We start from the raw sequence: 12,365 nt of genomic DNA on the forward strand, positions 1-12,365 counted from the left end.
GGGCGACGGCGAGTGTCGCTATCAACAGGATCTGACCAGGCCAGCCTCTCACTCTGGCCCGTCGCGCAGCCGGATACACGCCGCTGGCGGATGGTTCTGGCGTTGATGACGGACTACTCGCGGGAGTGGTCTGAACTTCGCGGAGTTGATCCACGACGCGTAGCCACAACGGCAACTGCTCGCCTACGCCTAGGGCGGCAAGCAGCTTGGCCATGGCAGCGGCGGAGGGCAGAGTGGCCCCTGTCAGGTATGCCGACACAGTGCTCCGGGGAATCCCGCTGACCTTCGCGATCTCGCGAATGGTCATTGGGTGAGAATCTTCCTTCCCCGCTCTCGAACGTAACCTACGCATCTGCCGTGCGTAGTCATCTCGACTACGCACCGCATCAGGCCAAAAGTCCATAGATTGATTGTCATCGACACGGGCCTGGTTTCGACCGGCTGGCGCTCCCCCTGAAACCGCGGCTGGGCTCGGTGCACAGCGCAGGCGCCGTGGTGATGCCCGACCTCCGTTCTGTGCCTCGGCGCGGAGCGCTCGCTACTCGCTGGACCAGGTGGTGTAGCGGATCGACACGCTGGTGAGGTGCCGGCGGCTGTCGGCTTTGGCGCCGAGCACGGTGATGCCGACGACATGGCCCTCGTGGGTGATGCCGCATAGCGTCGTGCCCGGCTTGAGGTCGGCGGCGGTCAGGACGGCTCCGAAGCCCTTGGCCTGCCGGCACTCATTCCACGAGGCTGACTTGCTCGGCGCGAGGTCGCCTTGGGCTCCGGTGAACACGCCTGGCTGGTCTTCGAAGTCGTTCGTGACCATGAAGTCGCCGAAGTCGCCGAGCCCAGCGTCCCCGACGGTCTTGTACTTGCTGTCAGCGTGCAGCGACATCCCGGCGGGAATGGTGATCTGCCCGGAAACGACAACTGATGGCTCCCCAACTGGCGCTGGAGGCACCACCGCTGGACCGCCCGAGGGCCCCGCCTGGGTGGGGGCGATGGAAGGCAGCTCGGGCGTGTTGAGGGACGCTAACGGGGGCCCTGACGGTGAGGGCGACGGCGAGGCGCTGGCCGTCGGCGACGCCGCGTTCTTCCCGGCGGATGTCCTTGGTCCTTTGAAGATCACGATCGCCAGTGCCGTGACGAGAAGCAGCACCAGCGCCACCAGAGCGATTACCACGCGTGGGTCGACGCCACCAGAACGGCCGCTATCTGCCGAGTGACCTCCAGCAGGCCGGATAGCTACAACCGAGCCATCTTTGACGACATCGAGCTGTTTGCTCCGCCGAGCAGTCTGGGCCAGGTCACGCCCTCCGCCATGAGGCGGTATGGCCGTCTCGTTCGACGGACTCTCTCGTCCGGCCTTGCCGCGATCGTCGCGCTGACGAGCTGGGTCATAGAAATCGTTGGGCACCTATCCATCATGGCTGCCCGCACCAAACGGGCCAGTTGATCGCGTGGTTGTGATGGCGGCGGGGAATGCTTTGATTTCGTTATAAACGGTGCCGCTGGCCAGGCAGTGGTGCAGGGCGCTGAGCATGCGGTTGAACAGGTTGCGTTGAGCGGCGGCATGCCGGTCGCCAGCGGCGCGGCGGCGGTCGTAGTGGGCGCGGGCCGCCGCAAGGTCAGTGACGAAACGCCGGCCTACCGTTGGTGCGATGACGGGGGTCACCGAACACGAGATCGAGTCGCCGTGCGGGTGGTGCGGCAACGCCATCGTGCAGCCGCCCACGGGCCGCAAGAAGCGCTACTGCGACCGGTCCTGCCGGCAACGCGCCTACGAGCTGCGAAGCGCCCAGCAACGCCACCAGGCCGACGTCGACGCCGGCCGCATCCGCACCGTGCCAGCCCAGCGAGTCGTCGAGCGGATCGTCCAGGCCCGCCACCCGGTCACCACCTCCGGATGGGAACAGGCCCTCGCCGTACTGGCCACACAACTGCGATCCGGGCGCATCGGCGGCTGGGACCACGACCGGATCCGCGGTGCACTGAACGAGGTTCTGGCCGCCCTCGCCGACCGCCCCACCGCGCCGCCAGCCGGCCCGGCCGGCGCCGTCGTCGAGCAGCTGCTCGCCCGTACCGGCCCGACCGGCCTACCCCGCACCACCGTTGCCCGCCTCGCCGACACCATGGCCGCCACCCCGGCCGTCGTGCGGCAGGCGTTGAACTGGGTGACCCGCTCCCACCGCGCACACCTCACCCGAGCCGGCGAGCACGTCGACGTCGCCGCCCTTGCCGACCACGACCGTTTCCACCTGTTACCAGGTCCACCGGTTTAGCGGCGCACCTGGACGATTACCGCGCTCGGCCTTGTGGCCAGCAGCGGGAGCACCCGGCAGCGCGCAGCGATCCAGTCCCGGGCGACCGGGCACAGCCAGCCGGCCGCCTCGATGGCAGTCGCGCGCAGGTCGGCCACCGGCCGGTTGAACATCGGCTCGTGGTGGGCCATGCGATTGCGGGCATCGTGGAGCCGACCGACCGCGCTGTGGACCGCACGGCGGCGCTGACCAGGGAACGCCCGGTGAAGGCATCCGCGCCACAGCGTGGCGTCGTATCGGGTGGCCACCAGGTACCGCCAGAAGCCGAGGTTCAGCTCGGCAATTACCCGCCCCGGTGCCTCGGCGCGGCCGTCCCGGGTCGCGCGGCTCCGGGCTTTGGCGACGTCCCGGTGCCCCTCGTCGGTCAGCACCGCGCCCGGATCGAGATACCAGCGTGGCTCGGCGTAGCGCCGCCGTGACCATGCCGTCAGCTCCTCATGCAGGGCGTTGCGCAGCAGGATCTCCAGATGCCCCAGCGTCGTGCCGAGCGCGGCGGAGATCTCGGCGTTCCACTCGTACAGCGCCATGGCGGCGGCCAAGTCCCCGCCGCACGCCGCCCTGTACGGCGCCAGGCGCTCTGGTGACCACCGCCGCTCCAACGTCGCTAGCTCAGCCACGCCCAACCGAAACTCCTCTTTCGCTAACCAAGCTGGGCAAACGCGCTATCCTTGCCCGGAAGACCCCGGCCAGCCTCTGCCCTCGCGGGTATGCAGCCGGGGTTTTGACTTGTCCAGGTACGGGCCCGCCGGCCTACACGGACGCGGCGACCAGCCCCATGTCCGGGGCGGCTGGGTCCAGCACCCGCAGCATCACCGGCACATCCAGCACCTGCAGGAAGGCGTAGTGCGGGCTGCCGCTCGACCGGTCGAGCGAGGTCATCGCCCGCAGCGCGACAGACGCAGGGTGCTGGGGATCCGCCGCGGCCTGCCACAGCATGGCCGCGACGTCGTGCGGATCAGGGCCGGTGCGCCACTCCACCTTCCACGTCTGGTCCGCGCTCCACCACCGCAGCGCCGTCATCTCGTTCAGGACGCCGACGGCGGCCAGGGCGGCCATCACCCGGCCCAGCACCTCGTAGAACCGCTCCGGCTGATGCCACTCGCTGGCAAGCTGACACGTCATGCCCGGCTTAACGACCACACCCCGCCACCAGCACCGCTGCCGACAGCGCTGCGGTAACGCCGCCGCCAACCTCACGACGCCGCAGCCTAACCGCAAGCTACCGCCGGGTCCTACCCGCCGGTAGTGACCGGGACCGGCGGGTAATACCGCCGGTGCTACCGGTGGCGGTACACTGCCACCATGACCGCGAAACGCTCCATCAGCGTGCCCGACGACGTCGCCGAGTGGCTCGACGGCCAGCCCAACGTCAGCGCCGCCATCACCGCGGCCGTACGCGCCCAGATGGCCGGCACCCAACTCGACGAGGTGCTGCGCCGCGCCGGCATCAAGGTCACCGACGCCGGCAAGGCACGCTGGCGCGACCGCCTCGCCGCACCGATCCCCGACGCGGCCCTGGCCGAGGGACAGCGGATGCTCGACGAGGCCGCGTGAGCGTCGACCAGGTCGCCGTGGTCCTGGACGCCACCGCGCTCACCGCGTACGTCGACGGGCAGGTCGCCGTCGGCGAACTGATCGCCGAGGTCGCCGACGAAGACCGCACCGTCGGCGTACCGGCCGCCTGCCTCGCCGCCGCCTACGCCGCCACCAGCAGCGACGTCGGCGCCGCCCTGCTCACCCTCCTGACCACCACACCCGCCATCACCCTGCTGCCCCTCGGAGCCGAACCCGGCGTCGACGACGCCCGCCAGGCCGGCGTCCTCGCCCGCGCCGCCGGCGGCGACATCGCCCTCGGCCACGCCGCCCGCACCGCCATCGCCCACCAGGCCCACCTCGCCACCACCGAACCCAAACCGGCCACCGCCGTCCTACCCACCGGCTGGAGCATTCTCGACCTCAGCCAGACATAGGAGCAGAGGCGAGGGCTCGCTCTCTGGAGCCTGGCACGAGAGCCGACCAGGGCACGGCGGCCGGCCGACTGCGCGTCACGCTTAGGTACGTCTGGCCATCGTTGGGGCTGCTCACTGATGCCTTGAGGCAGTCGTTCGCAGCTCTAGCGGCTGCTTGCCCATTGGTGCCGCTGGGCGCTGAAACAGCGCTCCAGAGCGCCTCTGCGGGTTCGTGGATGTACGCAGGTGTGTCCACCCGCGCGAGAGGTAGTAGGCGTGTAGCTGATCGTTGGTCTTCCAGGCATCCAAGCGGACGTACCGACTCCCACGTTGGAAGGCGTAGTCGCCTGCCCACGCAAGCAGGAGGGCGCCGAGCTCCTGGCCGGCGCGATCGAGGCGCACTGCCAACTTCGAGACATAGGCCGCCGGCTCGGCCAGCTCCTCAGGAGTCCAGAAATCTGGGTCGCCGGTCATCTCAAGAGTGACCGTGCCGATCGCCTCGTCGTCATCCCAGAGGATCCAGATGTCGCCGGCGGACAGCGATGGGCCGAGCTTGGTACGCCACCTTTCCCACGTCACCCACTGATCCGAGCCGCGCTCGCGTAACCACTGGATGCGCTGCATGAGCAGCCCCATGGCGATCTCGAACTCGTCTTCGTTCTCAGCAGGCCTGATGGTCAAGGTCAAGGTCAGCTCAGCTCCAGGTCCGCTCGAACTTGCGCTCGAACACAATGACATGTTGATCACTCGGCAGCACGTTGACGGTGCACCTCACGGGCGTGCCATCGACCACGTAACCCGTCACGTAGTGCACCGCTACCGGCGTTCCCGGCCCTAGGCCCAAGCGGTGGATCTGCTCCGGAGTGGGCATGCGGGTGTAGATCTCGTCGATGGCGCGATCCTGTGGATAGCCAAGATCAGCGAGGACCTGATTCGTGCCCCGTGCGACGTCGGCAGGCGACATGATCTCGGAGTCCTTGACGATGTCAAGCGGGAAGTGAGAGTCGTTGATGTTGATCGGCTCGCCGTTGATGTAGCGGACCCTTCGACGGGCCACCACGACGGTCCCGGGGTCGACCCGGAGGCGCTGCGCGATGTCCGGTGTCGCCTGAACCAGGGAGACGTCGATCGTCTGGCTGGGGACTCTGCCTTCCTCGGTGATCTGCTGGTAGAAGCGGTCCATCTCGGGGCTGGCTGGCTGATCGCGGGACTCTCCCTGCGGCCGGTACAGCATGTTCTCCCGCTTGCGCACGAAGTGCCCAAGGGGGCGCTTCGCCACCACGAGCCCTTCGGACACCAGCACGGCGATGCCGTTGCGGACCGTCTGCCGGGCCACGCCCCACTGCTCGGCGAGGTCTAGCTCGGTCGGCAACTGCTCACCCCCGGCGAGCTCACCCGACACGATCTTGTCGCGAATCGCCGTGGCGATCCGCTGGTATGCCGGCACCGACCTGCCCCTGAAGGTCTCCACGTTCCGAGTCTCGCTCACGCGGCCGAACATTGTCTAGTCAATGTTGCTCGAACCCCTTGACGTCTATCGGTGCTCAGTAGCACCATCAACACCAAGCGCATTGTCTGGTCAATGAGTACCTAATAGACCTTGTGGTGCGCCTGCATATGCAAGAGGGCTCGATGGGATTGCCCCCCACCGAGCCCCGGAACGGCATCCACCCCAAGGAGGCTCAGATGCCATCAATGAGGGTAAGCCCTGCCCCGGCCGATCCGGCGCAGGCTCCCTTCCGATCGACGGCTGGCGAGGTGTCGGCGCTTGTGGCGCGGGCTCAGGCCGGTGACGCGGAGGCGTTCGGTCTGGTCTACGACCGGTACGTCGACCAGGTGTTCCGGTTCGTGGCCCGCCGGGTGCGCGACCGCCAGGTGGCCGAGGACTTGACGTCGGAGGCGTTCCTGCGGGCGCTGCGCAACCTCGACGCGTTCCGTCGGCCGGGCGGCGACTTCGGTGCCTGGATCACCACGATCGCCCGGAACCTGATCATCAACCACCACGAGTCGTACCGGCACCGCTTCGAGGTTCCGGTCGCCGAGTACCGCGACCAGGCCGAGGCCGGCCCGGTGGCCGACCCGGCGAGGACGGCGATGGACCGCTTGACCCACGAGGCGCTCCTGGCCGGCGTCGAGCAGCTCAGCGCCCCGCAGCGGCAGTGCATCGTGCTGCGGTTCCTGCGGGAGCTGTCGATCGACGAGACCGCCCAGGCGATGGGCAGGACCCCTGCGGCGATCAAGGCCATCCAGCACAAGGCCCTGCGGGCCCTGCGCGGCCTGCTCCCGGTCGGGGTGGTGATGCCGGCATGAGCGCGCCGACGATCACGCCGACCACCGGCACCGACCGGGCCGCGCTGCTGCGCGCCGCCCAGGGCAAGCCGGCCGCCCCAACGCGGCGACTGCCGATGGGCATCCGGGTCACCGCTGGTCCCGGCGCCGCCCCGGCGCGCACCGAGGCTCCGAACGGACCGGCCGCCCGGCCGCCGCGCACTCTGGAGCAGCTGCTGACCCTGGCCCAGGGCAGCGAGACCGTCCGGACCCGCCAGCTCGCCGAGAAGATCACCGGTCTCGTGGACGAGCTGACCGGCCGGCTGGAGGCCGAGCTGGCCGCCGCGACGCTGCGGCTCGCGGAGAAGGAGGCCGAGCTGGCCGCCGAGATGGCGGCGCTGCGGCAGAAGATGGGCACCGGTCCGAAGGGCACCGCCCAGCGCGCCGCGATCCGCCAGTGGGCGCAGGCCAATGGCTACGAGGTGGCCGAGCGCGGCCGGATTCCGCGGAATGTCCTGCAGGCGTGGGCGGCGGCCACCGGGTCGGAGGTGACCCGGTGAAGGCGCGGACGATGCTGCTCCCGACCGTCGCCGCAGCGTCGCTGGCGGGGCACGTGTGGGCCGCCTGGGCGGCGCGGTCGCGCCGGTCGCAGTTGGCGCAGGTCCGTCGGGACGCGATGACGGATCCGCTGACGGGGCTGCTGAACCGGCTCGGGCTGTTCGCCGTCCTCGGTGAGCTGGGCGGGGAGTCCTACGACCTGGCGCTCGTGGACCTGGACGGGTTCAAGCAGGTCAACGACACCTACGGCCACCATGCCGGCGACGCGGTGCTGGTCGAGGTCGCGGCCCGCCTCAGCGAGGCGATCGACGAGGTCGACGGCGCGGCGGTGGCCCGGCTCGGCGGTGACGAGATCGTGCTGGTCTGCCCGTCGCCGGCGCCGATCGCGCACCTGCTCGGCACCGAGGTGGTGCGGTGCCTGGCCGCGCCGATCACGCTGCCCGACGGGCAGGACCTGATGGTGCGGGCCAGCGTCGGCGTGGTGTCGGCGATGGTCGGTGACCAGCCGGCCCGAGTGCTGCGCGCGGCTGACCTGGCGCTCTACCGGGCCAAGGCCGCCGGCGGCGACCAGGTCGCCGAGTACGACCGGATCGCCGAGCTGCCGCCGGTGGAGACGCGGCCGGTGGTGCGGCTGCGGGAGATGACCGAGGCGGCCCGCGCGCTGGGAGGTGCGGCATGACGGCCCCGACGAAGAACGCTGTGGACCTGGCCGCCGCGCTGGCGAAGTACCGCACGGGTCTGAAGGGCCTGACGGACGCCGGGCTGGAGCGCCGGGCCGCCGAGGTGGCGGCGCTGCCGGGCTGGTACGCCGACGAGCTGCGGCGGATGGTCGACATCGAGCGTGAGTCCCGTCGCACGGCGGACCAGCCGGCGACGCCGGGCCGGTCGCGGGCGCTGCGGGTCGCCGCCGGCGCGGCGGTCACCGGGGCCCCGGCGGCGGCGCTGACCGGGCGGGCCCTCGCGCAGTACGCCGACCAGGTGCCGCAGGTGCTGCTCTACTCCCCCGCCGTCGCGGTCGGCCTGGTCGCCGCCGTCGTTGGCGGGAGCTGGGCGGCCCGGTGGGTCGACGACCACCGGCACCCCCTGGCCGTCGACGTCGACGAGGCCGACCTCAACCCGCTCGGTGTGGAGCTGCTCGCCCGGGTGCGGGCGGCGCGGCAGGCGCGCGGGGAGGTGTGCTGATGGCCGGGCTGCTGATGGTGAAGGTGCACCTGGACTGGACCGGTCCGGGTCACTACGACCGTGACCGGGCGCTGCCCTGCCGGGTCTGCACCACGAACACGAAGATGCGCGACGGCAAGGGCGCGGCGTGCCACCAGTCGTGCGCGGAGGACGAGATCGCCCGTGAGTTGCTCGGCACCGGGCAGGCGCTGATCGCCGACGAGCGGGTTCCGGCGCCGGCGACGGCGCGGGTGGTCCACGATGTCCTGGCCACGGCGGGAGGCCCGCAGTGACCACGACGACCGAGGCCACCACCGTTGAGGTGCAGGGTGAGCCGGTCCCGCCGAGCGAGGGCGGCGCTGAGCGCGTCGAGGACCGGATCAAGCTGATCATCCTCGGCGGGATCATGATCGCGGCCTTGGCGGCGTCCTTCACGCACATGAAGGACTGGACCATGGAGCTGATGCCGGAGGGCACCAGCGACTGGTTCGGCTGGGTCAACGCGGTGATCTCTGAGCTGGTGCCGCTGGTGGCGACGCTGTCGCTGCGTAAGCGGCTGCGGCAGGGCAAGCCGCTGTGGTCCTACGCCCTGGTGATGCTGCTGCTCGGCGCGGTGCTGTCCCTGGCCGCGCAGTTGTCGGCCGTCGGTGAGGACGCGGGTTGGTCGGCGAAGTTCCTCGCCTGCCTGCCGTCGCTGGCGTTCCTGTTCCTGTCCAAGTTGGTGCTCGGGGACCTCGACGGTGGACGTAAGCACGCGGAAATCGAGGCCGAGCGGCAGCGCCAGGCCGCCGCCGCGGCCACCCGCCGGGCGGAAGAGGTCCGGGCGGCGCGGGCGGAAACGGCCGCCGCCCAAGCGGCGCAGGCCGAAGCCGAGGAGACGGCGCGGGTGGAAACGGCGCGGGCCGAGGCGGAAATCGCCGCCCGGGTCGCGGCGGAAACCCGCGCGGTCGAGGCGGAAACGGCCGCGCAGGCGCAGGCGGAAAAGCGGGCGGAAATCGAGGCCGCCACCGAGGCGGAAATCGCCGCCCACGCCCAGGCCGCCGCTGAGGCCCGCGCGGCCGTCGAGGTCGCCGAGCAGCGGGCCGCCGCCGCGATCGAGGCGGCGCGGCTGGCCGAGGGCCGGCTGGCCGAGGCCCGCGACGCCGCGGACCGGGCCGCCGCCGCTCGGGTCCTCGCGGAGCAGACCGCCACCGAGCGGGTGCGGATCCTCACCGAGGCCGCTGAGCAGGCCGAACGCGACTACCAGGACACCCTGGCCGAGGCCCGCCTCGACGCTCGCGTCGCCCACGACCGGGTCGCCGAGCTGGACGAGACGGCGCGGGCGCTGCGCGCGCAGCTCGACGAGGCGCAGCGGTTCGCCGAGCGTCAGGCCACGGCAAGGGCCCGCGCCGAGCAGGAGGCGCAGGCGGTCATTGACGCCCGCGACGGCCTCGTGAACGAGTTGGAGCGCACCCGCCGCGCTTTGGCCAGGGCGCAGGAGAAGGCGGAAACCAGCACGAGCCGCCAGCCGGAAATCGTGCGGCCCGCCGCCCGGAAATCTCTGGCCTCGGTTCCGGCGACGCTGCCGGACAACCTGCCCGAGGTGGACAAGGTCCGACCGGAAACCGTCGCGCTCATCCTGGCCGCCCGAGCGGAAAAGCCGAACGCCACCCAGGCGGAACTCAACGAGATCACCGGCATTTCTGTCCGCACGATCAGCCGGGTTCTCAACGCGGTCCCGGCGGAAGTCGTCGGCCAGGTCCTCGCCCTCACCAGCGGTCGCGTCGCGTGACCGGGGGCCGGCCCGGTCATGTCCGGCCGGGCCGGCCCAAGATCAACAACCCCCACCCCCCTGCAAGATCAACAAGGAGATGTGATGTCGGGCTACCGCAGGACCCGCGCCGCCGAACGCGTCGTCGGAGTTTCCGCAGGCCAGAGCCGCGATGAGCGGCGTCGGATCCGGGACGCGGCCCGGTCGGTGGTGGGCGAGCTGCCGGCGGCGCCGAAGCGTTCGGAGTCCCGGCCGCAGCGCAAGCGGGCCGCGTTCGGCATGCGGATCGCCGCCGCGAAAACCCCTGGTCAGAAGGTGTCCGCCGCCGCGTCGTACCTGGCCAGCGCCCTGGCCGAGCTGCCCGCCGCGCGGGCCGACCAGGTCGCCGGACACACCGTCGAGCAGCTCAAGAACCTGGCCGAGCAACTGCTGAAGGAGGCATCGGCATGAGCACCACGACCAACGAGCAGGCCACCACGGCCCGCCGCCGCCCGTCGCCCGTACCTGTGACGGAGCGTGAAACCGCACTCCCCACTTCGCACTCCGCAGGGGTGCCGGCCGGGACGGCCAGCAGCGCAGCGCGCGCAGGTGCGCGCGCGAGGGTAGCCCCGGAAACCGTCCTTACGCAAGGTCACGGGTCGGCGGATTCGCCGGGGGTCTGGGAGAGCCTGCGGGGGCGGCTGGCGGCGTATTGGCGGCCCCCGTCGGTGGTCGCGGACCCGCCGGCGACGCTGCTGGAGCTGATCGCCTACGCCCGCACCGGCGAGTGGACCAGCGCGGGCATCGGCCCGGTGCGCGCGCTGGGCATCGGCTACTCGTGGCTGGCCGTCGCGGCGACGACGGTCCTGTACTACGCGGCCTGGATCGTGCAGCGCCCCGGCCGCCTGGCCACCGTCACCGTCCTCTACGGGCTGCTCGCCCACACCCCGCCCGGCGCCTGGCTGCCCTGGCCCGGCTGGCTGTAGTACCTCCCGCGCGCATTCCACGGAATCCCCCTGCCACCTACCTGCCTCGAAGGGAGGCACCTGATGTCCACTCTCACTCTGTTGGCCGCGGCGGCGCCCACGGACGACAACTCGACCGGGCTGAAGTCGGCCGCGATCACCCTCGCTGTGTTCTGCCTGGCCGCCGGCCTGGTCCAGTGGAAGCGGAAGAAGACCCCGAAGCTCACCGGCTGGCTGATGCTCATCGCCGGCGGCGGCATCGCCGGCGCGGCCGGTTGGGCCGGCGATTTCATGCGCAAGGGCGGCGAGCTGATCGGCACCGCCGCGTCGGCCGGCACCGCGAAGGCGTTCGGCATGGCGATCCCCGGCGCGCTGGCGTTCGGCGTGTTCCTGTGGCTGTGTCACGACCTGTGGCCGACCAAGGCGGCCAAGGCGTCGAAGCTCCTGCCGTGGCTGGCCCTGGCCTTCCCCACCCTGCTGGCCATCGCCGGCGGGGTGTGGGCCGGTGCCGGTGACGGCGCGATGAACGCCGTCGGCGAGGGCGCCGCAGACGTGGCCAGCGCATTCGTGACGGCGTGGTGATCGACGTGTTCCTGCCACTCGTGCTCGTCATCGCCCTGGTGTGGGTGCTCAAGAACGCCGTCGAGGACGTCATGCACGCCTCGAAGGGCCAGAACAGCCCGCGCCGCGAGTTCTGGGACAAGCGGTGGTCCGCCCGGGAGAAGCGCACCGGCAAGCCCCGCCCGAAGGCCACCGGCTTCTGGAGCAAGGGGCCGCTGCGCCGCTACCTGTTCGACTCCTGGGCCGACGCGTGGGCCAACGCCAACACCAAGCGCGCCGACCGGGTCGACGACGAACGCGCCGCGTACGAGGCGGCCCGCGTCGAGCAGGTCGCCGCCCGCGACGCCGCCCTGGCCGCCGCCGCGCAGCAGCGCGCCGAGCAGTCCCGACCCGCCGCCAACCCCGCCCCGGTCGGCCCGCAGCCGGCTCCGGCGGCCACCAACCCGGCGTCGATCCCGACGCCGACCCCGGACGAGCTGGAGCAGATGTTCGCCCGCCCGTCCGTGCCCAACCCCGCCAGCCCGACCGGGCCGGCGGCCCCGCCCAGCAAGGAGGCAGCACCGATGAGCACCCCCAATCCCGAGGTCAGCGGGCACGCGTCCGCGAAGACCTACGCCGACGCGATGGCCAAGGCCGCCGCCGCGGCGGTCAGCAGCCTGGAGCAGACCATCGCCCGGATGAACGCCGGGAAGGTCGGCGCCCCGGCGCTGGGCCACCTGGCCAGGGCACAGGAGTCGGCGACCGCGATGGCCACCGAGCTGCGGGCCGCGCACGCCGTGCTGTCCAAGCACGACGTCGTCGGCGAGGCGTACCAGGCCAACCGGGACGCCGGTGACAAGGACTGGATGACCAAGGAGTAATCCGCTGG

At 71.3% G+C, this 12,365-nt stretch carries 20 protein-coding genes; 13 read left to right on the forward strand and 7 right to left on the reverse strand.

The genetic code is table 11. The features are described 5' to 3' along the window. The 3 genes from ACIA6B_RS31170 to ACIA6B_RS31180 form a co-directional block, all read right to left on the reverse strand. On the reverse strand, positions 1-403 hold a 403-nt coding region (locus tag ACIA6B_RS31170), incomplete at its 3' end, for a helix-turn-helix domain-containing protein (protein ID WP_396778865.1). A gap of 135 nt (positions 404-538) precedes the next feature. Beyond that, positions 539-1,153, reverse strand: a complete 615-nt coding sequence (locus ACIA6B_RS31175; RefSeq protein ID WP_396778867.1) for a hypothetical protein — start codon at positions 1,151-1,153, stop codon at positions 539-541. A 249-nt stretch (positions 1,154-1,402) separates the two neighbouring features. After that, the gene (locus ACIA6B_RS31180) at positions 1,403-1,660 is read right to left on the reverse strand and encodes a hypothetical protein (protein ID WP_396778869.1); all 258 of its coding nucleotides are present in this window, start codon (positions 1,658-1,660) and stop codon (positions 1,403-1,405) included. On the opposite strand from ACIA6B_RS31180, the gene ACIA6B_RS31185 reads away from it, so the two are divergent. Beyond that, entirely contained in the window at positions 1,647-2,267 is a 621-nt protein-coding gene (locus ACIA6B_RS31185; protein WP_396778871.1) for a hypothetical protein, read from the forward strand. The two genes, ACIA6B_RS31180 and ACIA6B_RS31185, sit on opposite strands and share 14 nt — an antisense overlap. Here the strand turns inward: ACIA6B_RS31185 and ACIA6B_RS31190 are convergent. Next, positions 2,264-2,833: a hypothetical protein gene (locus ACIA6B_RS31190; RefSeq protein WP_396778872.1), complete on the reverse strand. Its 570-nt coding sequence runs from the start codon at positions 2,831-2,833 to the stop codon at positions 2,264-2,266. The two genes, ACIA6B_RS31185 and ACIA6B_RS31190, sit on opposite strands and share 4 nt — an antisense overlap. A gap of 223 nt (positions 2,834-3,056) precedes the next feature. Next, entirely contained in the window at positions 3,057-3,428 is a 372-nt protein-coding gene (locus ACIA6B_RS31195) for a hypothetical protein (protein ID WP_396778874.1), read from the reverse strand. Positions 3,429-3,608: 180 nt separating this feature from the next. Between ACIA6B_RS31195 and ACIA6B_RS31200 the strand changes: the two genes are divergently transcribed. Together ACIA6B_RS31200 and ACIA6B_RS31205 are read left to right on the forward strand one after the other, a co-directional pair. Further along, positions 3,609-3,860: a hypothetical protein gene (locus ACIA6B_RS31200; protein WP_396778876.1), complete on the forward strand. Its 252-nt coding sequence runs from the start codon at positions 3,609-3,611 to the stop codon at positions 3,858-3,860. Beyond that, entirely contained in the window at positions 3,857-4,276 is a 420-nt protein-coding gene (locus tag ACIA6B_RS31205) for a hypothetical protein (protein WP_396778878.1), read from the forward strand. Before ACIA6B_RS31200 ends, ACIA6B_RS31205 begins: the two co-directional genes overlap by 4 nt. A 111-nt stretch (positions 4,277-4,387) precedes the next feature. Here ACIA6B_RS31205 and ACIA6B_RS31210 read toward each other — a convergent pair whose 3' ends face one another. Together ACIA6B_RS31210 and ACIA6B_RS31215 are read right to left on the reverse strand one after the other, a co-directional pair. Continuing rightward, positions 4,388-4,942: a GNAT family N-acetyltransferase gene (locus tag ACIA6B_RS31210; protein WP_396778879.1), complete on the reverse strand. Its 555-nt coding sequence runs from the start codon at positions 4,940-4,942 to the stop codon at positions 4,388-4,390. 7 nt (positions 4,943-4,949) lie between these two features. After that, on the reverse strand, positions 4,950-5,726 hold the full coding sequence (locus ACIA6B_RS31215; protein WP_396778881.1) for a GntR family transcriptional regulator: 777 nt from the start codon (positions 5,724-5,726) through the stop codon (positions 4,950-4,952). Between the two features lie 224 nt (positions 5,727-5,950). On the opposite strand from ACIA6B_RS31215, the gene ACIA6B_RS31220 reads away from it, so the two are divergent. The 10 genes from ACIA6B_RS31220 (at position 5,951) to ACIA6B_RS31265 (ending at position 12,357) form a co-directional block, all read left to right on the forward strand. Beyond that, positions 5,951-6,565, forward strand: a complete 615-nt coding sequence (locus tag ACIA6B_RS31220) for a sigma-70 family RNA polymerase sigma factor (RefSeq protein ID WP_396778882.1) — start codon at positions 5,951-5,953, stop codon at positions 6,563-6,565. Then, a complete protein-coding gene (locus ACIA6B_RS31225) occupies positions 6,562-7,083 on the forward strand; it encodes a histone-like nucleoid-structuring protein Lsr2 (RefSeq protein ID WP_396778884.1) in 522 nt (173 codons plus the stop codon). Before ACIA6B_RS31220 ends, ACIA6B_RS31225 begins: the two co-directional genes overlap by 4 nt. Further along, positions 7,080-7,760, forward strand: coding sequence for a GGDEF domain-containing protein (locus ACIA6B_RS31230; protein WP_396778886.1), 681 nt, complete (start codon positions 7,080-7,082; stop codon positions 7,758-7,760). The genes ACIA6B_RS31225 and ACIA6B_RS31230 overlap by 4 nt, the downstream gene beginning before the upstream one ends. Further along, on the forward strand, positions 7,757-8,263 hold the full coding sequence (locus tag ACIA6B_RS31235) for a hypothetical protein (protein ID WP_396778888.1): 507 nt from the start codon (positions 7,757-7,759) through the stop codon (positions 8,261-8,263). Before ACIA6B_RS31230 ends, ACIA6B_RS31235 begins: the two co-directional genes overlap by 4 nt. Next, positions 8,263-8,535, forward strand: a complete 273-nt coding sequence (locus tag ACIA6B_RS31240) for a hypothetical protein (protein ID WP_396778890.1) — start codon at positions 8,263-8,265, stop codon at positions 8,533-8,535. The genes ACIA6B_RS31235 and ACIA6B_RS31240 overlap by 1 nt, the downstream gene beginning before the upstream one ends. Then, positions 8,532-10,013 (forward strand): hypothetical protein, encoded by a 1,482-nt coding sequence (locus ACIA6B_RS31245; RefSeq protein ID WP_396778892.1) that lies wholly within the window; start codon positions 8,532-8,534, stop codon positions 10,011-10,013. Before ACIA6B_RS31240 ends, ACIA6B_RS31245 begins: the two co-directional genes overlap by 4 nt. An 84-nt stretch (positions 10,014-10,097) precedes the next feature. Further along, a complete protein-coding gene (locus ACIA6B_RS31250; RefSeq protein WP_396778894.1) occupies positions 10,098-10,442 on the forward strand; it encodes a hypothetical protein in 345 nt (114 codons plus the stop codon). A gap of 257 nt (positions 10,443-10,699) precedes the next feature. Next, on the forward strand, positions 10,700-10,957 hold the full coding sequence (locus tag ACIA6B_RS31255; protein WP_047891154.1) for a hypothetical protein: 258 nt from the start codon (positions 10,700-10,702) through the stop codon (positions 10,955-10,957). 63 nt (positions 10,958-11,020) lie between these two features. Continuing rightward, positions 11,021-11,518, forward strand: a complete 498-nt coding sequence (locus tag ACIA6B_RS31260; RefSeq protein ID WP_396778896.1) for a hypothetical protein — start codon at positions 11,021-11,023, stop codon at positions 11,516-11,518. Then, positions 11,512-12,357 carry a hypothetical protein gene (locus ACIA6B_RS31265; protein ID WP_396778898.1) on the forward strand — a complete coding sequence of 282 codons (846 nt, stop codon included), beginning with the start codon at positions 11,512-11,514 and terminating at the stop codon, positions 12,355-12,357. Before ACIA6B_RS31260 ends, ACIA6B_RS31265 begins: the two co-directional genes overlap by 7 nt. The last annotated feature ends 8 nt before the right edge of the window (positions 12,358-12,365 follow it).

It is taken from the genome of Micromonospora sp. NPDC051141 (assembly GCF_044455765.1).
Taxonomy (GTDB): domain Bacteria; phylum Actinomycetota; class Actinomycetes; order Mycobacteriales; family Micromonosporaceae; genus Micromonospora.

Bases quoted from the DNA above. Each gene is read 5' to 3' on its own strand.
- ACIA6B_RS31225 (WP_396778884.1), top strand. From the start codon at position 6,562: ATGAGCGCGCCGACGATCACGCCGACCACCGGCACCGACCGGGCCGCG.
- ACIA6B_RS31200 (WP_396778876.1), top strand. From the start codon at position 3,609: ATGACCGCGAAACGCTCCATCAGCGTGCCCGACGACGTCGCCGAGTGG.
- ACIA6B_RS31240 (WP_396778890.1), top strand. From the start codon at position 8,263: ATGGCCGGGCTGCTGATGGTGAAGGTGCACCTGGACTGGACCGGTCCG.
- ACIA6B_RS31220 (WP_396778882.1), top strand. From the start codon at position 5,951: ATGAGGGTAAGCCCTGCCCCGGCCGATCCGGCGCAGGCTCCCTTCCGA.
- ACIA6B_RS31260 (WP_396778896.1), top strand. From the start codon at position 11,021: ATGTCCACTCTCACTCTGTTGGCCGCGGCGGCGCCCACGGACGACAAC.
- ACIA6B_RS31195 (WP_396778874.1), bottom strand. From the start codon at position 3,428: ATGACGTGTCAGCTTGCCAGCGAGTGGCATCAGCCGGAGCGGTTCTAC.
- ACIA6B_RS31190 (WP_396778872.1), bottom strand. From the start codon at position 2,833: ATGGCGCTGTACGAGTGGAACGCCGAGATCTCCGCCGCGCTCGGCACG.
- ACIA6B_RS31250 (WP_396778894.1), top strand. From the start codon at position 10,098: ATGTCGGGCTACCGCAGGACCCGCGCCGCCGAACGCGTCGTCGGAGTT.
- ACIA6B_RS31185 (WP_396778871.1), top strand. From the start codon at position 1,647: ATGACGGGGGTCACCGAACACGAGATCGAGTCGCCGTGCGGGTGGTGC.
- ACIA6B_RS31235 (WP_396778888.1), top strand. From the start codon at position 7,757: ATGACGGCCCCGACGAAGAACGCTGTGGACCTGGCCGCCGCGCTGGCG.